This is a genomic window from Sphingobium sp. TB-6, assembly GCF_012927365.1.
GTDB lineage: Bacteria > Pseudomonadota > Alphaproteobacteria > Sphingomonadales > Sphingomonadaceae > Sphingobium.
Genome location: NZ_JABBGL010000005.1, coordinates 186,316 through 208,165, shown reverse-complemented (window position 1 = coordinate 208,165; position 21,850 = coordinate 186,316). Strand labels below are relative to the sequence as shown.

At 64.6% G+C, this 21,850-nt stretch carries 19 protein-coding genes and 1 tRNA gene; 8 read left to right on the top strand and 12 right to left on the bottom strand.

The features are described from left to right. Positions 1-6 precede the first annotated feature (6 nt). A complete protein-coding gene (locus tag HHL26_RS09370; protein ID WP_087573385.1) occupies positions 7-2,544 on the bottom strand; it encodes a TonB-dependent receptor in 2,538 nt (845 codons plus the stop codon). Between the two features lie 458 nt (positions 2,545-3,002). On the opposite strand from HHL26_RS09370, the gene HHL26_RS09365 reads away from it, so the two are divergent. From HHL26_RS09365 to HHL26_RS09355, 3 genes are all read left to right on the top strand, one after another. Continuing rightward, entirely contained in the window at positions 3,003-4,109 is a 1,107-nt protein-coding gene (locus HHL26_RS09365) for an endonuclease/exonuclease/phosphatase family protein (RefSeq protein ID WP_145907340.1), read from the top strand. Then, positions 4,109-4,960: a hypothetical protein gene (locus HHL26_RS09360; RefSeq protein WP_237229812.1), complete on the top strand. Its 852-nt coding sequence runs from the start codon at positions 4,109-4,111 to the stop codon at positions 4,958-4,960. Before HHL26_RS09365 ends, HHL26_RS09360 begins: the two co-directional genes overlap by 1 nt. 103 nt (positions 4,961-5,063) lie before the next feature. Continuing rightward, on the top strand, positions 5,064-5,435 hold the full coding sequence (locus HHL26_RS09355) for a YciI family protein (protein WP_066561837.1): 372 nt from the start codon (positions 5,064-5,066) through the stop codon (positions 5,433-5,435). A 34-nt stretch (positions 5,436-5,469) separates the two neighbouring features. On the opposite strand, the gene HHL26_RS09350 is transcribed toward HHL26_RS09355, so the two are convergent. After that, positions 5,470-6,090, bottom strand: a complete 621-nt coding sequence (locus HHL26_RS09350; RefSeq protein WP_066558698.1) for a glutathione S-transferase — start codon at positions 6,088-6,090, stop codon at positions 5,470-5,472. 115 nt (positions 6,091-6,205) lie between these two features. Here HHL26_RS09350 and HHL26_RS09345 point away from each other — a divergent pair, with 115 nt between their 5' ends. Next, positions 6,206-9,535 (top strand): PAS-domain containing protein, encoded by a 3,330-nt coding sequence (locus HHL26_RS09345; RefSeq protein WP_066558701.1) that lies wholly within the window; start codon positions 6,206-6,208, stop codon positions 9,533-9,535. Here the strand turns inward: HHL26_RS09345 and HHL26_RS09340 are convergent. Then, positions 9,525-10,145 carry a response regulator transcription factor gene (locus tag HHL26_RS09340; protein WP_066558705.1) on the bottom strand — a complete coding sequence of 207 codons (621 nt, stop codon included), beginning with the start codon at positions 10,143-10,145 and terminating at the stop codon, positions 9,525-9,527. The two genes, HHL26_RS09345 and HHL26_RS09340, sit on opposite strands and share 11 nt — an antisense overlap. Then, entirely contained in the window at positions 10,142-12,094 is a 1,953-nt protein-coding gene (gene acs / locus HHL26_RS09335; RefSeq protein WP_066558707.1) for an acetate--CoA ligase, read from the bottom strand. The genes HHL26_RS09340 and acs overlap by 4 nt, the downstream gene beginning before the upstream one ends. Before the next feature lie 179 nt (positions 12,095-12,273). Here acs and HHL26_RS09330 point away from each other — a divergent pair, with 179 nt between their 5' ends. The 3 genes from HHL26_RS09330 (at position 12,274) to HHL26_RS09320 (ending at position 16,105) form a co-directional block, all read left to right on the top strand. Continuing rightward, positions 12,274-13,716, top strand: coding sequence for a DcaP family trimeric outer membrane transporter (locus tag HHL26_RS09330; RefSeq protein ID WP_082748912.1), 1,443 nt, complete (start codon positions 12,274-12,276; stop codon positions 13,714-13,716). A gap of 14 nt (positions 13,717-13,730) precedes the next feature. Next, entirely contained in the window at positions 13,731-15,479 is a 1,749-nt protein-coding gene (locus HHL26_RS09325; RefSeq protein ID WP_066558714.1) for an MFS transporter, read from the top strand. A 107-nt stretch (positions 15,480-15,586) separates the two neighbouring features. Then, the gene (locus tag HHL26_RS09320; protein ID WP_066558716.1) at positions 15,587-16,105 is read left to right on the top strand and encodes a GNAT family N-acetyltransferase; all 519 of its coding nucleotides are present in this window, start codon (positions 15,587-15,589) and stop codon (positions 16,103-16,105) included. 149 nt (positions 16,106-16,254) lie between these two features. Here HHL26_RS09320 and HHL26_RS09315 read toward each other — a convergent pair. The 5 genes from HHL26_RS09315 to HHL26_RS09295 form a co-directional block, all read right to left on the bottom strand. Further along, positions 16,255-16,331: transfer RNA gene (locus HHL26_RS09315), tRNA-Arg, on the bottom strand. Positions 16,332-16,366: 35 nt separating this feature from the next. Next, positions 16,367-16,849: a DUF1178 family protein gene (locus HHL26_RS09310; protein WP_066558722.1), complete on the bottom strand. Its 483-nt coding sequence runs from the start codon at positions 16,847-16,849 to the stop codon at positions 16,367-16,369. After that, a complete protein-coding gene (locus HHL26_RS09305) occupies positions 16,846-17,676 on the bottom strand; it encodes a carbon-nitrogen hydrolase family protein (protein ID WP_066558725.1) in 831 nt (276 codons plus the stop codon). The genes HHL26_RS09310 and HHL26_RS09305 overlap by 4 nt, the downstream gene beginning before the upstream one ends. A gap of 4 nt (positions 17,677-17,680) precedes the next feature. Beyond that, positions 17,681-17,938, bottom strand: a complete 258-nt coding sequence (gene grxC, locus HHL26_RS09300; protein ID WP_066558728.1) for a glutaredoxin 3 — start codon at positions 17,936-17,938, stop codon at positions 17,681-17,683. Between the two features lie 44 nt (positions 17,939-17,982). Further along, positions 17,983-18,741, bottom strand: a complete 759-nt coding sequence (locus tag HHL26_RS09295) for a ComF family protein (protein WP_066558730.1) — start codon at positions 18,739-18,741, stop codon at positions 17,983-17,985. Between the two features lie 41 nt (positions 18,742-18,782). On the opposite strand from HHL26_RS09295, the gene HHL26_RS09290 reads away from it, so the two are divergent. Then, positions 18,783-19,631: a methyltransferase domain-containing protein gene (locus HHL26_RS09290; RefSeq protein WP_066558737.1), complete on the top strand. Its 849-nt coding sequence runs from the start codon at positions 18,783-18,785 to the stop codon at positions 19,629-19,631. Positions 19,632-19,710: 79 nt separating this feature from the next. Here HHL26_RS09290 and HHL26_RS09285 read toward each other — a convergent pair whose 3' ends face one another. Genes HHL26_RS09285 through HHL26_RS09275 form a run of 3 tightly spaced genes read right to left on the bottom strand, consistent with a single transcriptional unit; the run spans position 19,711 to position 21,838 of the window. After that, positions 19,711-20,700 (bottom strand): nucleotidyltransferase family protein, encoded by a 990-nt coding sequence (locus HHL26_RS09285; RefSeq protein WP_066558739.1) that lies wholly within the window; start codon positions 20,698-20,700, stop codon positions 19,711-19,713. Next, the gene (locus tag HHL26_RS09280) at positions 20,697-21,560 is read right to left on the bottom strand and encodes an HprK-related kinase A (RefSeq protein ID WP_066558744.1); all 864 of its coding nucleotides are present in this window, start codon (positions 21,558-21,560) and stop codon (positions 20,697-20,699) included. The genes HHL26_RS09285 and HHL26_RS09280 overlap by 4 nt, the downstream gene beginning before the upstream one ends. Next, positions 21,557-21,838 carry an HPr-rel-A system PqqD family peptide chaperone gene (locus HHL26_RS09275; RefSeq protein WP_066558747.1) on the bottom strand — a complete coding sequence of 94 codons (282 nt, stop codon included), beginning with the start codon at positions 21,836-21,838 and terminating at the stop codon, positions 21,557-21,559. Before HHL26_RS09275 ends, HHL26_RS09280 begins: the two co-directional genes overlap by 4 nt. Positions 21,839-21,850: the final 12 nt, after the last annotated feature.

Here is a 21,850-nt window from a genome sequence, read left to right as displayed (position 1 = left end):
CGGAAATCAGAACTTCACGGACGCTTCCACGCCATAGGTGCGCGGCGCATTGAAATTGCCATAGTCGCCCAGGACGTTGTTGACGCTGCCCTGTGTCACGTTACCCGTGGGCGCGCCCGGCAGGCTGTTCGACGGATCGCGGCGGAACACATATTGCTCGTTGAACAGGTTGCGACCCCAGATGCTGAGCGTCAGGTTGCGGCCATTACCCGTCCCGATGTCGGCCAGCGAGATGCGGCCATTGAAGATCAGCGAGCTGTCATTCTTCGTGGCGAACTGGTCGAAGGCCTGGGTGGCCTGCGAATAGTTGCCGTCGAAGTGGAACTTCAGCTTCGTGTCGCCGCCGCCAATCGGCAGAGCATAGTCGATCGACCCGCTAGCGGCGTTGCGCGGCGTGAAGACGATGTAGAAGTTCTGGTAAACGCTGGTCGAACGGTTCGCCGAATCCGTGGCGGTGATCAGCACCGGCGGGATCTTCGTATAGGTATAGGCATAGGAGGCGTTGAGCGTCAGCCCATCGATCGGTTCCACCGTCAGGTCGGCCTCGATACCGCGGATCTTGGTGATGCCCGGCGCATTGATGGTGACGAGGTTGTTGAAGCTGCTCGTCCCCACGAACTGGATCGAGCTGATATCCACCTGGCTGTTCTTGCGGTCCATGATGTAACCGGCCAGGTTGAAGCGGGCGCGGTTGTTCCAGAAGTCCGACTTCAGGCCGACTTCATAGGACTTCACATCTTCAGGATTGAAGGCCTGATAGTTGGACGTGCGCGAGCTGGCGCCGCCTGCGCGATAACCGGTCGCATATTTGGCGTAGACGTGCAGATCCTTGTTGAAGTCATAGGCGACGGTCGCCATCGGGTTGAAGCGGTTCCACGTCGCGTCCAGCGGCTTGTAGCCGACACTGGCAGCGGGCGGGGTGAGGTCATAGTTCACGTTGCGCGAATAGTGCAGGACGCCCTTCTTCTCGTCACGCGTGTAGCGGCCGCCCACGGTGATGTGCAGAGCATCCGTGGCGTTCCAGGTGAGCTGGCCATAGGCGGCATAGCTCTTCGACCAGACTTCCGAAGCGCGGTCGATCGAGCAGCCATTGACCGCCGAGCCGACAAAGGCTGGCGTGGACGTGGTGCAGAACGGGATGCGGACATAGGTCGGCGTGCCGCCAACCAGAGCCAGGCCCATTGAGCTGGGCGTTGCGGCATCGTCGCTGACATGTTCATTGAAGTAGAACAAGCCCGCGACATAGTCGATCGAACCGACCGTGCCGACGGCCTGGAGTTCCTGGCTGAACTGGCGCTGACGCAGGTCGGCAAGACTGTAACGGCTGAAGGCGCAGGGCTGGGCCAGGGTGCACGCAGCCTGGTTGGCCACCACCGGCGGACGGTGGCCACCGCCGCTATTGTCCCACTGGGTCGCATCAACACCGCGCCATGCGGTGATCGAGCGCAGTTCGATCTCAGGCGAGACTTCCCACTTCAGCAAGTTGGTGAAGCCGTGCGTCTTGTCGACGCTGACCTGCTGCGGCACGCCGATGTCGGCCACGCCCATGCGGGTGTCGCCATTGGTGACGAGGCCGGGCAGGCGCGGTTTTACCGTGCCGGTAAGGTCGGTGTAGTTGGTGCCCGGCAGATAGCAGGCGGGGACAGCCGACTGCAGCGTGCTGGCGCTAGTTGCAGTGGTGCCCTGGCAACCATTGGGATTGTAGTTCAGCAGTTGGCTGTAGAAGGGCGTGTTCTCATCCTTGGCGACATCATAGGAGAAGTCGTTGGTGATGGTGCTGGTCGGCTGCCAGCGCACGGCAGCGCGCAGACCCTTGCGGTTGTAATAGTTCCAGCCGGCCTGGCCCGCCATCGGGTTGCGGGTGGTGGCGTCCTGATGCTGGATCACGCCGTCCAGCTTGACGGAGAAGCCTGCGATCTTGGGCAAATCGATGTGGGCATCGGCGGTCCGGCCGCCATAATTGCCCGTACCCGCTTCAACGCGGCCGCCGAACTCACCAGTGGGAGCTTTGCTGACGATGCTGAGCGCGCCGCCTTCGGTGTTGCGGCCGAACAGCGTGCCCTGCGGTCCCTTCAGCACTTCCACGCGCTCGACGTCGAACAGCGCGGCGTTCAGGCCGTGCTGGCGGCCCATATAGACGCCGTCGACATAGATGCCGACGCCCTGTTCGCGGGCGGGCTGGTTGGCGTCGAGCGGCACGATGCCGCGAATGCCGATGGTCAGGGCCGACTGGCGCGCTTCGAAGGTCGCGATGCGCAGCGACGGGACGGCGCCGTCGGCGAGATCGTAGAGGCTGGACACATGGCGGTCCTTGAGCGCCTCGGTGCTCATCACCGCCATGGAGATCGGCGTTTCCTGCAAATTGGTTTCGCGCTTGGTGGCGGTGACGACGATCGTGCCGAGACCGGCGTCGTCGACGGCGGCGGCGGCATCGACGGGCTGCTGCTCATCGGTCGCGGCGCTGGCCAGCGCAGGCGCGGAAACCGACGCCAGCAGCAGGCCGCAAAGCGACGCGCGCAGCAAGGAGGCGGAAGGACGAATCATGCGTGTAACCCCTTTTCAAATCCATCGAGTGGATGTTTTGCGGGGCCGCCATTAGGTCTCGATCACAACATTTTTGTTACATTGATTGTAACAATAACTCTACATGTCCTGTAATTTTCGTTTCATAATTCATATTATTATAGAAATTATCAAATAATATTTCAGTTTAATCAAAAATTGAATTGTGAATTTATCGATTATTATCAATAATTATTTCTCAATAAATCAAACTATATTTCATTATATTGTATGAATTATCCAAAATTATTTTCAACGATAAATAAAAATGAGAGACATGGACCGAACCGGAATATACCCATTCCGAAACGAAATCATGACAGACAGATTGCATTTCGGTGAAAAGGTCGACTTTTAAATTTCATCCCATTGCAGCGCTACCGCCACTGCTCTGACTCAATGACCTGCTAGTTGCGCCCCCAAAGCGGGGGGTCATCATCATGCTCAAGGCATTTCAGCCGTTGCTCTTCGTCGGGCTGGCGATGCTTGCCACGTCAGGATCAGGCAGGGAAGATCCGCATCTTGCACTGATGGCGCCAGCTACGGCGGCGACGGACAGCCATGCGCTGTCCGTCATGACCTACAACATCAAGGGATTGCCCTGGCCGCTGGCCCTGGGCCGCGACGAAGCGCTGAGCCGGATCGGCGGAAGACTGGCGGCCATGCGCCAGGCGGGCCAACAACCCCATGTCGTGCTGTTGCAGGAAGCTTTCTCGTCGGAAGCTCAGACGCTTGCCGAACAGGCCGGTTATAGGAACATCGCCTTCGGCCCCGATAGCGGACTTCGAACGAACGCCCCAACGGACGCAGCCGACATCGCCTATCTCCAGTCAGCGCGCTGGGACCGGGGCGAGCGCATGGGGAAATCGTTGAGCAGCGGGCTCATGATCCTGTCCGACTATCCGATCACGGGGATCGATCGGATGGCCTTTCCGGACTTCGCCTGCGCCGGGTTGGACTGCATGGCGAACAAAGGGGTGCTGATCGCCCATCTCCATGTGCCGGGCACCGGCCCCATCAGCATCGTCAATGCGCATCTGAATGCACGCAAGGCGGCTATGGTGCCCGTCGAGCGAACGCAGCAGGCCTTTGGGCGGCAGGTCGATCTGATGGCCCGATTCGTGGCCCGCCATGTGCCCAAAGGACAGGCGCTGATCCTGGGCGGCGACATGAATATCGGCAGCGACATGCAGCGCCGGACCGCCTTTTTCACGGGATTCGCCCGGTCCGGCCTGCGCTTTGTCGCGCCCGCTCTCGACGGCGCCCGCCAAGCCCTGGCCCAGACGACCGCAGACAAAGGCGCGCGCCTCGACCTGCTCCACGCGGTCGAACATGGCAAGGACTGGATCTTCGCCCGCGACGGACAGGACATGCCCTTGACTGTCCTTCAGGCGCGGGTACCCTTCGGCACCGAAGCCGGAGGCGAACCGCTGTCAGATCATTTCGGCTATGTCATCCGCTACCGTACGCCGGTCCGCCGCTTGCATGAACCAGTCCACTTCGCCAATCGCGATCCCTTGCCCACCCGCCTGGGAGACATGCATTGATGTACCGCAGCCCCCTGGGACGCTTGTCCGCCGCACTGCTGGCGGCAGTCATGATCCCCGCCATCGGCGGCATGGCAGGCGCGCAGCCATCCGACGCCCCGTCGCCCGCTCCGTCCCCGGTGACATTCCGCATGACCGCCCCCGAAGCCAATCAGGGCGCGGCGTCCGACGGCAGGTTCATCTATGCCATCGACAATGACCGGATCGGCAAATATCGCATCGCCACCGGCGAGCGCGTCGCCCAATGGCAGGGGGAACGGCGGCTTTTCCCGCATATGAACAGTTGCACCGTGGTGGATCGCGAATTGGTTTGCGCCGCGTCCAACTATCCGGCGGTGCCGCAGACCAGCGCGGTCGAATTTTTCGACACCGCCACGCTGCGCCATGTCCGCACGGTCAGCCTGGGTTTCGGCCCCGGATCGCTGACGGCGCTGGACCGGCATGACGGCAAATGGTGGGCGATCTTCGCCAATTATGCGGGCAAGGGCGGCGAGCCGGGCCGGGACACGCGCTATACCTTGCTGGTCCGCATGGACGACCGATTCCGGCAGGAGGCCGCCTGGACCTTTCCGCCGGAAGTGCTGGCCCGCTTCACCCCCTATAGCTGCTCGGGCGCCAGTTGGAGTGCGGACGGTCGGCTTTACGTGACCGGCCATGACCGGCCGGAACTTTACGAACTTGCCTTCCCGGAAGCGGGCTCCACGCTGGAGCTGCGCCGCACCATCGGCATCGCAACGCCCGGACAGGCGATCGACTGGGATCCTGTGCAGCCGCGCCGCCTCTGGTCGATCGACCGGGCGAAGAACATGGTCGTGGCCAGCGAGATCGCTCCCGCCCCGGCGGAACGATAGCCGCAATCGATGCATGCCGGAGAAGCGCATCTGCGGCTCCGAGCCTGTTGATCATCCGGGACTTCTCCTACACTCTGATGCTGCCGGAAGCAGGAGACAGATGATGCGCGTGATGGTGCTCGTAAAGGCCACCGAAGACAGCGAACGGGGCTTCGCCCCCACGCCCGAGGCGATGGAAGCGATGAAGGCGATGGGCCAATTCAATGACGAACTGGCCAAGGCCGGCGTCCTGCTCACCGCCGACGGCCTCACGCCCTCCTCCCAAGGCAAGCGCGTCGCGTTCGACGGCGCCGGCCGCACCGTCATCGACGGGCCTTTCGCGCAGGTCCGCGAACTGGTCGCCGGTTTCTGGCTGTGGGAAGTCAAGGACATGGACGAGGCGGTCGCCTGGGTGAAGCGCTGCCCCAATCCCATGCCGGGACCGAGCGAGATCGAAATCCGGCCACTATATGATCTGGCCGATTTGCCGACATAGGGGGTGGAGACGCCGGGACAAACGACAAGGCCAATCAACGCAGGAAAACCGGCTGATCGCCCTCCCGCCAGGCTGCAACGCGGATCATGACGCGGGTGAAGACCTCCGACGCGACATGCCCCGCCAGCCACGCCTGCAAGCGTGGAAAAGGCTGAGCCGAAAACCAGTCCGGATCGGTCGCCGCAAATTGACGCACAAAGGGAAACAGGGTGACATCCGCCATCGTTCGCCTGTCGCCGCATAGCTGATAGTTCCGCTCCAGCCGCGCCTCCAGCTTGTCGAGCCATGCAGCAGCCTCGGCGCGATGGACCAACGGGTCCGCCCCATGGCGGCTAGCATATTTGTAGCGGTCCAGATGATGTTTGAACGGCCCGTCATTGGCGGCGATCAATTCGGGATCGTCGCCCGCCAGCCAGGCTTCGGGATCATTGCACGCCAGCACCCAGCGCATGATGTCCAGACTCTCATCCAATACCCGCCCATCGGGCAAGGCCAACACCGGCACCGTGCCCTTGGGTGACAAAGCGAGCATCTGCGCGGGCTTGTCACGCAGCACCACTTCGCGCAGTTCCACGGGCTGGCCGCTTGCCAGCAAAGCCATGCGCGCCCGCATCGCATAGGGACAGCGGCGGAAACTGTAGAGGATGGCGGTCATAGCTCGTCCAGCAATCAATCCCTGCCGCTTATCCCAATTCGCCGCTCGATCAAGCCATTGCGATCGCCGCAACCCACGCGTTGTTCCAGCGCAGAGGAACAGATAGACATCGGCTATGAGTTTGCTTTCGGCGGCCCTTCTCGCGCTTGCGATCGTCCTGCTGCTGTTCGGGATCGCCACCATCGTGGAAAGGCGCGGCGGCCTTGCCTTCGGCCGTTACGATGTGCGCCACGGCGCCTATGCGCTGGCGCTGGGCGTCTATTGTTCGAGCTGGACCTTCTATGGCGCGGTCGGAAGCGCCGTGCGCGACGGTTGGCACTATCTGCCCATCTATCTCGCGCCCATCTGCCTGCTGATCGCCGCCCCGCGATTCCTGCGCAAGCTCGCTGAGGCGGTCGCGGAGGAGCAGGCAACGACCGTTTCCGACTTCATCGCCGCCCGCTTTGGCCATGATGTGGTCGTGGCCCGCCTCGTCACGGTCATCGCATTGCTGGGAACCGTTCCCTATGTCGCCCTGCAATTCCGCTCCATCGGCGGTGCGATCTCGATCGTGACGGGCCGTCCCGTCGCCACGCTGGCCATGTTGACCGCCGCCTGGCTGCTTTCCCTGTTCGCCATGCTCTTCGGCGCCCGCCGGTTCGAACTGGCCGGGCGCAGCGAGGGTCTCGTCTATGCCATCGGCATCGAATCCCTGCTCAAGATCATCGCGCTGACGACCGTGGCGATCCTGGCCCTCTTCCTGCTGGGCCAGGCGGACGCCACGGGTCTGGCGCGGGGCGTCGCCATCTTGTCCGCCAATTTCCGGCCGGAGAGGCTGTCGATCGAGGTCGGAATCATCTTCCTCATCTCGGTCATGGCGATCATCGTCCTGCCGCGGCAATTCTACATGGGGCTGGTCGAGGCCCGCGAGCCGGGCGATCTGGTGGGCGCCCGCTGGGGACTCGCGGCCTATCTCGGCGCGATGGCTCTGATGGTGCTGCCCATCGCGCTGGCTGGCGCAAGCCTGCTGCACGGCGCCCAGCCCGATCTCTACATGCTCCAACTGCCCGAAATGAACGGACAGGGCATTGTGCTTGCCCTCGCCCTGCTGGGCGGGATCGCGGCGGCCGCATCAATGGTCGTTGTCGATTCGACCGCACTGGCGACGATGGTCTCGAACGACCTCCTCTTTCCCACATTGCTGGCACGCGAGAGCGGGGCGGAGGCTGGTGCGGGGACGCTCGGCCGGCGCATGCTGCTCGTGCGGCGCTTTTCGATCGTCGCCATCATCGCGGCGGCGCTCGCCTGGGCGCTGCTGGTTTCGGCCGAACAATCGCTCGCCTCGATCGGTCTCGTCGCCTTCGCCGCCATGGCGCAGTTCACCCCGCACCTGATCCTTGCCACCTACGCGCCGGGCCGCGACGCCCTCGCGGCGCGAGCGAGCCTCGCCGTCGGGCTGGTCATCTGGTTCTACACCCTCGCCCTGCCGCCCATCCTGCCGTCCGCCTGGCTGGCCGCGCTTGCGGGAAGCGCGTTCGATCCGCTGCGCCTGTTCGGCATCGGAGCCGCCTCCCCGCTGGTGCACGGCGTCGCATGGAGCCTTGGCGCCAACCTTCTCGTCTTCGCCCTCGTCGCGGCGCGCAAGGTGAAGGCGCCCGTCCTTCCCCGCCTCGGCAGCCAACGCCCGATCACCGATCTTGCCGAACTCGCGCAGCTCACCGCCAGCTTCGTCGGTGACGAAGAGGCGGCCCGCGAATTTCCGGCAGCGGCACGCGGCACGCCCATCGACAGGCGGTCGGCGCAACGCGCCCGCGAGTTGATCGCGCGCGTCGTTGGCGCCTCATCGGCCCGCGCCCTGGTCGCCTCAGCGCTGGCCGGGGGACAGATGAGCCTCTCCGACGTCACCCGGCTGCTTGGCGAAAGAGGGCAATCGCTGCGCTTCTCCCGCGAGCTGCTGGCCGCGACCTTCGAGCATATCGACGCCGGCATCAGCGTCGTCGATGCCGACATGAACCTGGTCGCCTGGAACAGCCAATATCTCGACCTGTTCGACTTTCCTCCCGGCTTCCTGCGGGTGGGCGCCCCGATCGCGGAAATTATCCGCTATAATGGCCGGCTGGGCGATTTCGGGGGTGAGGATATCGAATTCCACGTCAAGAAACGTCTGCGCCATATGCGCCGGGGTCTGCCGCACAGTTTCGAGAGGCGGCGCAAGGACGGCCGCGTCATCAAGACCATCGGCGGCCCGATGCCGGGCGGCGGCTATGTCACGAGCTTCATCGACATTACCGAGGACGCCCGCATTCGCGACGAACTTGGCCGGACCTTGGGAGAGCTGGAGACCCGTGTCGCGGACCGTACCCGGGAACTCAGCGACACCAATGCACGGCTTGCCGAGGCGACGAAGGACAAGACCCGTTTCCTCGCCGCCGCGAGCCATGACCTGCTCCAGCCGCTGCACGCAGCGCGATTGTTCGCCGCGGCCCTGCAACGCGAGGTCGAGGGAACGCCGCATATGCTTGCCCAGCGCATCGACGGCGCGATCGTTGCGGCAGAGGGTCTGCTGCGCGCGCTCCTCGACATCAGCAAGCTCGATGCCGGTGGCGTGCAACCGAGTCCGGAGCCGATCGATCTCGCCCCCTTTCTCACAAATCTCGCTGAAGGGTTCGCGCCGATGGCGAAGGAAAAGGGGCTGCGTCTGCTGACCGGCCCGCTTGCCGGTCATCTCGATACAGATCCGGGCCTGCTCCGCTCCGTGTTGCAGAATTTCGTCTCCAACGCCCTGCGCTACACGCAGCATGGCGGGATATTGCTCGGCGTCAGGCGCAGGGGCGACATGATCCGCATCGACATCGTCGACACCGGAGTCGGCATCGCCGCCGACCAGATCGAGGCAATATTCGGGGAATTCACCCGCCTGGGGGCGCTGGACGTCGAAGGATTGGGCCTTGGCCTGGCCCTCGCCCGCCGGATCGTCCGGCTGCTCGGCGGCAGCATCGAGGTGCATTCCGTTCCGGGAAAAGGCAGCCGGTTCAGCCTGCTCATGCCCGAAGGCACAGGGCGGACCGCGCCGGAACCGGCCCCAGCAGTCAAGGCCGCTCTCCCGGAGGCGCGAGACCTTGCCGTGCTTGTGGTCGATGACGATCCGATGATCGTGGCGGCGACGGAGGCGCTGCTGGCCAGCCTAGGCCACCGTGCCCTGACCGCCGGGGATGGCGAGACCGCCCGAAAGCTCGCGCGTAGAGCGGACGCGGCGCTGGTCGACTTTCAGCTTGGCGGCGACGAGGACGGCCTCGCCCTGATCGCGGCGCTGCGGCGTCGACAACCGGCCTTGCCCGCCGCGCTGGTCACGGCGGAAGATGAGGCGAGCCTTGCTGCACGCGCCGCCATGCTCAATGTCGCCTTCATCTCCAAACCCGCAGCGCCGGAAGCCATTTCGGCCTTCCTCGCGCGCGTCAGTGGTTGAGATCGAGTCCCAGCGAACGCGCAACCAATGCCGCCTGGGTGCGGTTGTTCACATCGAGCTTGCGCATGATCGCCGTCATATGCGCCTTCACGGTCGCCTCGCTCATCATGAGGTCGTGCGCGATCTGCTTGTTGAGCTTGCCATGCAGCACTTCCAGCAGAACCTTCAACTGCGTCGGCGTCAGGGAGGCGATCTCCTTCTGCACCGCATCTTCGGGCCGTGGCGGAGCGGGCGGAAGCCTATGGCCGCCCATGGCCCGCGCAATGGCTGTCTCTATCGTGGGCAGGTCGCTGTCCTTCGAGAGGAAGCCGACCGCGCCCAGCGCCTGGGCTTCCTCCGCCGCCTTCGCCCCATCGGCGCTTGAAACGACGAGGATCGGCACACCGGGCTGTTCGGCATGCAGCAGCGCGATGCCCGAATAGCCGACCGCGCCCGGCATCTTCAGATCGAGCAGGATGAGGCGCAGGGACGTGGCCTCGCTCGCCGCCCGCACGGCGGCGGCGAGCGTGCCTGCCTCGATGATGCTGGCTTGCGGAGCGACCTTCATCACCGCCACCATCAGCGCCTGACGGAAGAGCGGGTGGTCGTCCGCGATGAGAATCGTCTCTATTGCGCCTCTTCCAACCGTGGTCTGTTGGCCAGCAGATTATCGACCACGGAGGGATCGGCAAGCGTCGACGTGTCGCCAAGGTTCGAAACATCGTTTTCCGCAATCTTCCGCAGGATGCGCCGCATGATCTTGCCGGAGCGCGTCTTGGGCAGGCCGGGCGCGAACTGCACCACGTCCGGCGAGGCGATCGGGCCGATCTCGCTGCGGACCCAGCGGATCAGCTCGCCGCGCAGCGCTTCGTCCGGCTCTACGTCGGCATTAGTCGTGACATAAGCATAGATGCCCTGCCCCTTGACCTCATGCGGCATGCCGACGACGGCGGCCTCGGCAACCTTGGGATGCGCGACGAGCGCGCTTTCGATTTCCGCCGTGCCCATGCGATGGCCGGAAACGTTGATGACGTCATCGATGCGGCCAGTGATCCAATAATAGCCATCCTCGTCGCGCCGGCATCCGTCGCCAGTGAAATAGCGCCCGGCGAAGGTCGTGAAATAGGTCTGGAAAAAGCGGTCATGATCGCCCCAGACGGTACGCATCTGGCCCGGCCAGCTATCCGCCAGGACGAGACAGCCTTCGCCCGGCCCCTCGATCAGCCGCCCCTCGCCATCGACCAGCTCGGGTTTCACGCCAAACATCGGCAATGTCGCGGAACCCGGCTTCAGTGCCGTGGCGCCGGGCAGCGGGCTGATCATCGCGCCGCCGGTCTCGGTCTGCCACCAGGTGTCGACGATGGGGCAACGCCCCTCCCCCACGATATGGTGATACCATTCCCAAGCCTCGGGATTGATCGGTTCACCGACGCTGCCAAGCAGGCGCAATGTCTTGCGGCTGGTCTTGCGCACCCATTCGTCCCCCTCACGCATCAGCGCGCGCAGGGCGGTGGGCGCGCCGTAGAAAATCTCCACGCCGAACTTGTCGACCACCTGCCAGAAACGGGAGGGATCGGGGAAGTTGGGCACACCCTCGAACATCACGGTCGTCGCGCCGTTCATCAGCGGCCCATAGACGACATAGCTGTGCCCCGTGACCCAGCCGATATCGGCGGCGCACCAATAGATCTGGCCGGGGCGATAGTCGAAGACATATTGGTGGGTCATCGCGGCCCACAGGGCATAGCCGCCGGTCGTGTGCAGCACCCCCTTGGGCTTGCCGGTCGAACCTGAGGTATAGAGGATGAACAGCGGATCCTCGGCGCCCATTTCCTCCGACTCGCACTGGGCAGACTGGTTTTCGACCGCCGTGGTCCAGTCGATGTCGCGTCCTTCGACCATGTTCACCCCGGCGCCCGTGCGGCGGAGCACGATGACGGTCTCGACATCGGGGCAATGGGCGAGAGCGGCGTCGACATTCGCCTTCAAGGGAACCTTCTTGCCGCCCCGCAGACCCTCGTCTGCGGTGACGACGATGCGGCTCGCGCAGTCCTCTATGCGACCGGCGAGCGCTTCGGGTGAGAAGCCGGCGAAGACGATCGAGTGGATAGCGCCGATGCGGGCGCAGGCCAGCATCGCGACCGCCGCCTCCGGCACCATGGGGAGATAGAGGGTGACGCGGTCGCCCCGCTTCACGCCCCGCGCCTTGAGCAGATTGGCGAAACGGCACACGGCCTCGTGCAGTGCGTGATAGCTGATGCGCCGCTCGGGCTCCGCCGGATCGTCCGGCTCCCAGAGAATCGCTATGGCGTCGCCGCGCTCCTCCAGATGGCGGTCGAGGCAATTGGCCGACAGGTTCAGCGTGCCATCCGCGAACCAGCTTATCCCAAAATCCTCCGCCGAAAAGCTCGTCGCCTTCACCTGGCTGAATGGCCGCATCCAGTCGAGACGCCGGGCTTCTTCGGCCCAGAAACGCTCCGGCTCCGCAATCGAGCGCGCATACATTTCCTGATATTGCGCGGCGTCGACCAGCGCTTCTTTCGCCCACTGTTTCGGAACGGGATAAACGCCCTGGTCCATAGTCTCGCACTCCTCTCCTCGATCGCTACCGATCCGTGGACCGCATCCTAAAGGCCGCTGGCGCATATCGGACCCTAGACGAAGGTCGTAGATCCCCGACCATGGTTCGGCTGTCGCCTTGCCGTGGCATGCGCGATCTTCTCCCTATCCGGACAACGAGCCGGGCCATGGAGAGGTCGATGCCAAAGCAAATGAGGCCATTGTTGCGCATCCTGCTGGGAGCGACGGCGCTTGCCGCGCCCCAACTGGCTCATGCGCAGACCACGAAGGAGGCGGATCTGGCGGCGCGTCTGGAACGGCTGGAGAACGAAGTCACCCAGCTCCGGACCGAACTCGCCGCAGCGCGCAGTCAGCAGGACGAAACCGCGGCCACCGCAGCCACCGCCGTCCGCAAGAGCGACGAGACGTCCGCCCAAATGACCCGACTGGCGGACAGCACGCCCAAGCTCGGTTTCCGATCGGGCAATAGCAATGTCGTCCTGTCCGGCTATGTGAAGCTGCTCGCAAGCAGCGCCCGGTACAGCGGCGGCGACGATCCGAGCAATACGCTCGGCCGCGATCTCTATCTGCCGCAGTCGGTCCCGGTCTTCAATCCCGCCTCCCCGACTTCACCCACCCGCGTCACTGATTTCTCCGCAAAGCAGACGCGCTTCTGGGTGGACGCCACGACCAAGCTCGGCAAGCATGCGCTCAAGGCCTATATCGAGTTCGATTTCCAGGCCGCGCCCGGCACCCCACAGGCGCTGGGCCAGGGCACGCAGCGCACGACCAACGCCTATGATCTGGCGATGCGCCGCGCCCTCATCCAGTTCGATCGCTGGACCTTCGGCCAGGACTTCACCAATTTCTCGAACCCGGCGGTTTTCCCGGAGAGCACGGATTATGTCGGCGGCGTCGACGGCCTGATCTTCGTGCGCCAGCCGATGGTGCGCTACAGCATGCCGCTCAGCCACGGCCTGACCCTTCATCTGGCCGCCGAAAATCCGGAAACCGCTTCCGCCACCGCCGGCGCGCCCGCCCTCATCGAAAATGGCGAGGATCATGCGCCCGACATGACCGGCCGCCTCGAATATGCGGGTGGGTTCGGCTTCCTCGACCTTGCAGTGCTGGGGCGCCAATTGCGCGTCGACAATGCGAAGACGGGCGCTGCCCATATCGTCGACTCCCGGCTTGGATGGGGCATCAGCACCTCCGGCAAGATATTCCTGGACGCCAAACATGGCAGCGACATCCGATTCCAGGCGACCTATGGCGAAGGGATCGGGCGCTATCTCGGTCTGAACTTCGGGCCTGACGCGGTTCTCCAGACCAACGGGCAGCTCGCCGGCGTCCGCAACCTCGCGCTGTTCGGCGCGGGGCGATATGCCCTGAACGACCAGTGGCGCGTGAATCTGATCGCAAGCTACCAGCGCATCTTCTACGCCGATACCCTCAATCCAGCGACGACTGCGGGTATAGCGATGTTCAATCGTCAGGCATGGAGTGTCGCGGGCAACCTCTTCTATTCCCCGGTGAAGAATGTCGACCTCGGCATCGAGTACCGACATGGCGAGCGCCGGCTCGTCAACGATCTCAACGGCCACGTCGATCGCTTCGACGTCGCGGCGAAGTATAATTTCTAACAGGAGGGACTGTTATGGCTTCGACATATGACGGACTGCCAAAGCATCACCAGGCGACGCGAAGCGAGAAGCTCATCATCACCGCCAGCTCGCTCGGCACCGTGTTCGAATGGTATGATTTCTATCTCTACGGCCTTTTGACCGCGATCATAGCGGCGCAGTTCCTGACGGGCCTCAACCAGACGACCTCCTTCATCATGGCCCTGCTGATCTTCGCGTCCGGGTTCATCGTCCGCCCCTTCGGCGCCATCTTCTTCGGCCGCATCGGTGACCTGTTCGGGCGCCGCTACACATTCATCATCACGCTGCTCGTCATGGGTCTGTCGACTTTCCTCGTGGGTTGCCTTCCCACCTACAAGTCGGTCGGCGTCGCCGCGCCGATCATGCTGGTGGTGCTGCGCATGTTCCAGGGTCTGGCGCTCGGCGGCGAATATGGCGGCGCGGCGACCTATGTCGCGGAGCATGCGCCCAACAACAGGCGCGGCTTCTACACCAGTTGGATTCAGATCACCGCGACCGCCGGTCTCGCAATGGCGCTGCTGATCGTCATCACGGTCCGTTCGCCCATCACCGGCGTCGGAGAGGAAGCGTTCAAGGATTGGGGATGGCGCATTCCCTATCTGGTCTCCGGCCTGTTCCTCATCGTCGGCCTGTGGCTGCGTCTGAAGCTGCATGAATCGCCCGTCTTCCAGAAGATGAAGGCGGAGGGCACCGGCTCCAAGTCACCGATCAAGGAGGCGTTCGGCCAGTGGAAGAACCTCAAGATCGTGCTCATCGCCTTTTTCGGCGCGATCGCGGGCCAGGCGGTGGTCTGGTATTGCGGCCAGCTCTACGCGATGTTCTTCCTTGAAAAGATGCTGAAGATCGACGGCCTGACCGCCAACACGCTCATCATCATCGCACTCATGATGGCCGCGCCCTTCTTCCTGTTCTTCGGCTGGCTGTCCGACCGCATCGGCCGCAAACCCATCATTCTCTCGGGCTGCGCGCTCGCCGCGCTGACGCTGTTCCCGGTCTTCCACGCGCTCACCAATGCCGCCAACCCCGCGCTCGCCCGGGCGCAGGCCGCCGCCCCGGTGACCGTGACCGCCGACCCGTCGGAATGCTCTTCGCAGTTCGACCCGGTCGGCGCGAACAAGTTCGACAAGACGAGCTGCGACATCGTCAAGAACGCGCTGGCCAAGGCTGGTGTGAACTACACCAATGTCGTCGCCGCGCCCGGCACCGTCGCGACCGTCGCGGTCGGTGACAAGCGCTTCACCGCGCCCGATCCGTCCCGGCTTTCGGGCGAAGAGAAAAAAGCGGCCATCGCGGCCTTCTCCGCCCAACTGATCGGCGCGCCCGCCAGCCCCGCAAAGGCGGCCGAAGGCGACAAGCCAGCCGTCGCCGCCCAGCCCGCGGTCGAGGGTGAACTTGCCCGGGTCGGCTATCCCAGCAAGGCCAACCCCGCCGAGATCAACAAGCCGCTCGTCGTCGCGCTGCTCTTCTATCTCGTCCTGCTGGTGACGGCGGTTTACGGCCCGATCGCCGCGATGCTGGTCGAATTGTTCCCCAGCCGCATCCGCTACTCCTCCATGTCGCTGCCCTATCATATCGGCAATGGCTGGCTGGGCGGGCTGCTGCCGGCGATCGGCTTCGCGATGGTCGCCGCGACCGGCGACATCTATTACGGCCTCTGGTACCCGGTCATCGTGGCGGCGGGAACCGTCGTCCTGGGCCTGATCTTCCTTCCCGAAACCTTCCGGCGTAATATCGACGGATAGCGGAACCCCCGGCCGGCGCGCCCAAAATCCTCCGACATTGTCGAGGATCAATGCGCGCCGGCACTTGGCCCTCTAAATCTGGCACCCTTGAAAAGGGAGACGTTTTCATGACCGACGCCACGCACATCCTCACCCTGCCGACCCGTTCGGGCCTCCAGCTTCACGTTCGCCCCGCGGAGGAAAGCGACGAACCTCTGCTCGCCGCCTTCTTCGACCAGGTCAGCGACGAGGATCGGCGCTTCCGCTTCTTCTCGGCCATCCCGCATGTCGGCCACGAACAGCTCGACCCGCTGATCCATGCCGATCATTTCCGCAGCGAAAGCATATTGGCATTCGATGGCGCCACCGGCGATCTCGTCGCCTCCGGCATCCTCGCCTGCGACAATGCGCTGGACACGGCCGAAGTCGCCGTTTCGGTGCGCGGGGACTATAAGGGCCGGGGCGTGGGCTGGGCGGTGCTCGACCATCTGGCCAGCGAGGCGCAGAAGCGCGGCGTGCGGCGCGTCATCTCAATCGAAAGCCGCGACAATCACGGCACCATCGAACTGGAGCGCGAAAAGGGCTTCGCAGTCGAAGCTGTCGAGGGCGATCCGACCCTGGTCATCCTTGCCAAGACATTCCGCTGAACAAGGGAAGCATGATGAGCGCTTCGCGCAAGTCGGTTCCATGGCCATTGCTGAGCACCGCCGACTGCAATTTTTGGCTCGCATCGCCGCTATACCTCGCAGCGAAAAACTGCCCCGCATTGACGACCGACCCACAACTCATGGAAAAATGGTGCACCCGACGGGATTCGAACCCATGGCCCTCAGATTAGGAATCTGATGCTCTATCCTGCTGAGCTACGGGTGCTCCGGTGACGGCTCTATTATGCGAAAAGGGCGCGGTCAATTCTTCGCTTCGGGGGGAACCACCGGAAAAGGCAAGGGTGCCACCTCCACCCCTTCGGCAATCAAGGCTCGCGCCTCGCTGAGCGCGACTTCGCCATGGATGCTGGCCCGATCCTGCTCGCCATAGTGCATGGCGCGGGCCTGTTCGGCAAAGCCGCGCCCGACCCAGGTGGAATCCTCCAGCGCCTTTTGCTGCGCCTTGGCCAGCGCCTGCACCAGTTCGCGCATCTTCGCCTCCTCGCCCGCGCCCATGGTGATGGACGCGTCGCCCGAGGATGTGATTTGCGGCACGGTTTCCGGGCGGCTGTTGCCCTTCGGCGCGACCGCCGGCGCCATCACGGCTTTGCCCACATGTTCATCGCCGCAGAGCGGGCAGGCCAACAGGCCTCGCGCCTTCTGATCCTCATAATCGGCGCTGGAGCCGAACCACGCCTCGAACACATGGCCTTGGGATTCGCATTTGAGGTCGAAAACAATCACGACACTGTCACATCCATGGGCAAGGATCGCCGGTTGGCGAGCGCAGGCACCCGCCCGCGCACGTCCTCTATGCGCGACAGGTCGATCTCCGCAAGAGCAAGACCCGCCTGTTCGCCCATGTCGAGCACTATGTCCCCCCATGGGTCAACGATCAGGCTGTGCCCGTAGGTGTCGCGGCCGTCCGCATGATGGCCGGTCTGCGCGGCGGCGATAACGAAGCAGCCAGCCTCGATCGCCCGCGCGCGGAGCAATATGTGCCAATGCGCCTTGCCGGTCGGGACGGTGAAAGCCGCAGGCGTGAGCAGCACCGTGGCGCCCGCATTGGTCAGCGCCCGGTAGAGATCGGGAAAGCGCATGTCGTAGCACACCGACAGGCCCATGCGCGCCCAGGGCGTATCGACCGCGACGACCTGCTCGCCCGGACCATAGACCGACGATTCGCGCCAGCTTTCCCCTGTTGCCAGATCGACATCGAACAGGTGGATCTTGTCATAGCGGGCACGGATTTCGCCGCTGCCATCGATCATGAAACTACGATTGGCCCAGCGCCCGTCGGTTCGCTCCTCCTTCAGCGGAAGGGAGCCGAGATGCACCCACAGCCCCTGTTTCGCCGCCGCTTCGCGCACGGCGGCCAGCACGGGATCGTCCTTCTCCGAACGCAGCGTCGCCGCCGCCCGCTGCCGGTCGCGGTCCACATAACCGGCCATTTCCGGGGTGAAGAGCATGTCCGCACCCTCCCCCTTGGCGCGCGCGGCCATGTCCACGATCGCGGCGGCGTTGGCGGCGGGATCGATCCCGCTGGTCATCTGGAAGATCGCGGCGCGCATCCGGCTATGCTCCCAGCAACGCGTCGAGCTTGCCCTGCCGGTCGAGCGCCGCCATGTCGTCGCTGCCGCCGATATGTTGGCCATCGATGAAGATTTGCGGCACGGTGTTCCCGCCCTGGGCGCGGTCCAGCATTTCCTGGCGCTTGGGCCCGCCCATGGTGATGTCATATTCCTCGAACGCCACGCCCTTGCCGTCGAGCAAGGCCTTTGCCCGGGCGCAATAGCCGCACCAGGCCTTGGTATAGATTTCGACCTTCGCCATATTTCACTCCTTGACCGTCGAAATTGTGGTTCGACAGCCGTTTGTCAATCGGCACTGTCCGGCAGCACCCGCGCCCAGCACAGCAGGTGAACGCTTGCCGCGCCGCCGCGTTTCAGCGTCCGGGCGCAAGCCGCCGCCGTTGCGCCGCTGGTGTGCACATCATCGATCAGCAGCACCGCGCGGCCCTTGAGCCCATGCTGCGGGGTCAGGGCGAAGGCGCCACGCACCGCCTTGGCCCGGAGTTTCGGGGTCATCCCGCGCAGGGGCTTGGTCCGGCGGCTACGCAGCAGGGCGTGATTATCCACCGGCAATCGCGTCAGCCGCGCCAGATGCCGGGCGATCAGGGCCGACTGGTTGAAGCCGCGCCACCACAGCCGCCAGCGATGCAACGGCACCGGCACGATGACGGCATTCTCCACCGCCGGAACCTGCCGCGCCATCTGCTTGGCAATCAGCCGGGCAAGGCCGATGCGCCGGCCATATTTGAGGCGCAGCGCCACGGCACGGGCGATATCGCCATAGGCCAGCACCGCCTGCGCGCTGTCGAAGGGCGGCGGATCGGCCAGGCAGGCGCCGCATTCCGCTCCGGCACCGCGATCATAGTCGAACGGCACGCCGCACCGGGCGCAGCACGGCGCGCCCAGAAACCGCATCCCGCTCCAGCAACTCAGGCAGAAGGCATCGTCCGCGTCCACGATTTCGCCACAACCGGGGCAGCGCGGCGGCAGGGCGTAATCGAGCGCCGGGCGCAACAGGCTTTTGACAAATGGGGCGGTCTTGTGCAGCGGCGAAAGGGACATCATCTCCCTTGTTCCCGCTCCTTCGCCGTTGCACAAGGCCCGCCATGACCAATGCCGACATCTTCGACCGCGCGCTGCGCGCCAGGCGGCGCGACCGGATGATGGCTCGCTTTGCCGAGCATGACTTTCTCTATCGCGCGATGCTGGACGAACTGCTCGACAGGCTAGGCGATGTGCAGCGGGATTTTGCCGAAGTGCTGGTCATCGGCTGTCCCGACGACAGCGCCAGGGCAGCGCTGGAGGCGATGGGCAAGCGCGTCGTCTGCGCCGATCCCGGCTTTGCGGCGGCGAAGGCGCAGGGCGGCGTGCAGGCCGATGAGGACGCCCTGCCCTTTGCCGATGAAAGTTTCGACCTGGTGATCGCTTGCGGAACACTCGACAGCGTCAATGACTTGCCGGGCGCGCTGATCCTGATGCGGCGGGTGTTGCGGCCGGATGGGCTGATGCTGGCGGCCTTTACCGGCGCTGGTTCGCTGCCCCGGCTGCGGGCGGCGCTGATGGCGGGCGAAGGGGACCGGGCCGGGCAGCATATCCATCCGCAGGTCGATGTGCGTTCGGCGGGTGATCTGCTGGCGCGGGCTGGATTCACCATGCCGGTCGCGGATGGGGATGTGTTGACGGTCCGCTATGGCGATGTCCTGCGGCTGATGCACGACTTGCGGGGGATGGGAGCGGGCAATGTGCTGGTTTCGCGGCCGCCCGCGCTGCGGCGGGAAGTGCTGGGCGGCGCGGCCGAGCATTTCGCGGCGGCTGCGGATAGCGACGGGCGGACGGCGGAGCAGATGGCGATCCTGTATCTGAGCGGGTGGAAGGCCGATCCGAGCCAGGCCCAGCCTGCGCGACGGGGAAGTGCGAACATGTCCCTGGCCGAGGCGCTCAAGCCGAAGCATTGACGGCCGTGCGATAGATTTGAGGGACAGGCATGAGACGAAACGGATTTTTGGCCACCACACACACAGCGATCTTTATCGGCTAAGCGGGCCGGTGCCCCTTGCGCCATTTGGTGAACAAGTGGCGCGCCAGCATGGCGAGCGGCATCCGCAGCCAGTGCGAGCGCAGATAAAAGGCAAAGCGGAGCAGCTTGCGCCGCTCCCGTCCCCATCCGTCCCGCGCCAGCAGCCGGGCGGCGACGATCCGGTCCCAGACCGTCAACCGCGCGCCCTCGCCATAAAGCGCCGCCGCCAGCCGCCGCGCCTGTCCGACATGGGCCGCAAGGCCATGCCGCGCCGCCCGAGCCTTCAGCGCGTCAGCATCCACCTCGTCGAACAAGCAGTGGATATCCCAGAGATTGCGCAGCCCCCCCGCCAAATCGCCATCGGCCAGCAGATGCGCTGCGGCATGGCAGACCCTGTCCTCCGTGGAGAGCATGTATAACTCATTGGTAATGGGAACCGCCTCAGCAATCATCGCTCCGGCATCGGGCGTCTGACGCGCGGTCAGGGGCAGGACGGTATGGTGCACGTCGATCATCCGATCGCGCCCAGCATGAATCATCGGCGGCAGTTCATGCATCCATTGCCGATAATAGGCGTCGTCATAAGGGTCATCCTTGACCCACTCCCACCCTGCGCGGAGCAGCGCATGCTCGACCTGCCCTATGGCCTCCCGCGGCACCAATATGTCGAGATCCCCGATGAAGCGTCCCTGCCCCGCACGCAGCCCCGCCGCCGCATAGGCAGTCCCCTTGAGGAGCACGACCGGCACGTCGAGGCCGGCAAGCGCCTCCGCCGCACGATCCGCCTCCCACAGCGCCTGCCGCGCTTCTCGCTCCGCCTCCAGCCGCGCATCGCTCAATATCGGCCGCACCGCTTCGGGCACTGGCCGGTCCTCGATCCGCAAGGCCAGCGTGCCGATCAGCCGCTCCGCCCGCGCCATGGCGATCAGGTCGTTCCACCTGCGCGCATCCAGCGCCATGACCCCATCGGGATCACGCAAGGCCTGCACGAGCAGCCGCGCACTCATGCCAGTTCCCCCCACAACCGCTCGACCAGGGCTATGGCGTCATCTCCCGAGGGAAAATCGATGGCGCGGGCAGGCACATTTTTGACGAAGCGGGTCAGGGCGGCAAAGCCCGGCTCGCCCAGAGCGACATAGTTGGTCGACGCCTGGGTCAGCCGCATGAAGACCTCACTCTGCCCGACTGAACGGACATCCGCCTCATGACCGAAACGGGGAAACAGCAGCAGCGCGGGCAAGGCGCCCTCCCCCATCCGCCCGACTGCCTCGCTGCGGGGGATGAGGTGGCGGATGTCGCCCTTGGCCGTCCCGGCGAGCAGCGGCCCCATGCGCGCCGGCGAAGCCTCCGCCGCCAGCACGTCGATGGCGCCATTCTTGAGCGAGACCAGGCGCGGAAAGGGAAAGACCGCGCCCGTCGCCAGATCGAGCAGCGCGAACTCGTCGCCCATCAACCGCCAGCCGCGCTCACCCAATTGGGCAGCCAAAGTGGATTTGCCGGAACCGGACTCGCCCGTCATCACAAGCGCTCTTCCGTCCTTCTCGACGCTGGAGGCATGCAGCAACAGATGCCGCCGCCAGCCCAGCGCCATTTGCAGGTTCATCCCCATTTCCGCCGCCAACAGGCCATGGGCGAGGCTCATCGGCGCGGCATCGGCCAGCCCGTGATCGCCAGTGATATAGATCGATGGCCGGAACCAGCGCCGGAACAGGCCCGCCGGCTCCAGCCGCACGGTGAAATCGGCCACCTCGTCCACGGGCGTGGGATAATCGGCATAGAGCCGCGCCAGCGCCTCCACCGGCTGGCGCCAGGCCGATCCGATGCGGAAGCTTGCCGGACCGATCTTCAGGGACAGCACATGCTTCACGCGATGCGGACCAATCCCAGTTCGGTCAATTCGGTGAGATGCGCCTCGATCTGCGGCACCGCCTCCTCCGCCGGGCCCAGATCATAGAGCCGGGTCAGTTCGGCATGGACCTCACCCGCCGTCAGCGCCGCGCCTTCCTCCAACGTCGCCAATATCTCCGGCACCGGGCTGATCACCATATGGGTCTGTCCCGAAGGCCGGTGATAAAGCAGCACCATATCCTCCAGCACGCAGGAGGCGATGGCGTCCGGACTGTCCTGGCAATAGCGGCGGGGCATGGTCACGAAACG

Coding starts and splice junctions, on each gene's coding strand:
- HHL26_RS09355 (WP_066561837.1), top strand. CDS start 5,064: ATGCGCGTGATGGTGCTCGTAAAGGCCACCGAAGACAGCGAACGGGGC.
- HHL26_RS09325 (WP_066558714.1), top strand. CDS start 13,731: ATGGCTTCGACATATGACGGACTGCCAAAGCATCACCAGGCGACGCGA.
- HHL26_RS09285 (WP_066558739.1), bottom strand. CDS start 20,700: ATGAGTGCGCGGCTGCTCGTGCAGGCCTTGCGTGATCCCGATGGGGTC.
- HHL26_RS09275 (WP_066558747.1), bottom strand. CDS start 21,838: ATGCCCCGCCGCTATTGCCAGGACAGTCCGGACGCCATCGCCTCCTGC.
- HHL26_RS09295 (WP_066558730.1), bottom strand. CDS start 18,741: ATGATGTCCCTTTCGCCGCTGCACAAGACCGCCCCATTTGTCAAAAGC.
- HHL26_RS09320 (WP_066558716.1), top strand. CDS start 15,587: ATGACCGACGCCACGCACATCCTCACCCTGCCGACCCGTTCGGGCCTC.
- HHL26_RS09350 (WP_066558698.1), bottom strand. CDS start 6,090: ATGACCGCCATCCTCTACAGTTTCCGCCGCTGTCCCTATGCGATGCGG.
- HHL26_RS09290 (WP_066558737.1), top strand. CDS start 18,783: ATGACCAATGCCGACATCTTCGACCGCGCGCTGCGCGCCAGGCGGCGC.
- acs (WP_066558707.1), bottom strand. CDS start 12,094: ATGGACCAGGGCGTTTATCCCGTTCCGAAACAGTGGGCGAAAGAAGCG.
- HHL26_RS09345 (WP_066558701.1), top strand. CDS start 6,206: ATGAGTTTGCTTTCGGCGGCCCTTCTCGCGCTTGCGATCGTCCTGCTG.
- HHL26_RS09360 (WP_237229812.1), top strand. CDS start 4,109: ATGTACCGCAGCCCCCTGGGACGCTTGTCCGCCGCACTGCTGGCGGCA.
- HHL26_RS09370 (WP_087573385.1), bottom strand. CDS start 2,544: ATGATTCGTCCTTCCGCCTCCTTGCTGCGCGCGTCGCTTTGCGGCCTG.
- HHL26_RS09305 (WP_066558725.1), bottom strand. CDS start 17,676: ATGCGCGCCGCGATCTTCCAGATGACCAGCGGGATCGATCCCGCCGCC.
- HHL26_RS09330 (WP_082748912.1), top strand. CDS start 12,274: ATGCCAAAGCAAATGAGGCCATTGTTGCGCATCCTGCTGGGAGCGACG.
- grxC (WP_066558728.1), bottom strand. CDS start 17,938: ATGGCGAAGGTCGAAATCTATACCAAGGCCTGGTGCGGCTATTGCGCC.
- HHL26_RS09365 (WP_145907340.1), top strand. CDS start 3,003: ATGCTCAAGGCATTTCAGCCGTTGCTCTTCGTCGGGCTGGCGATGCTT.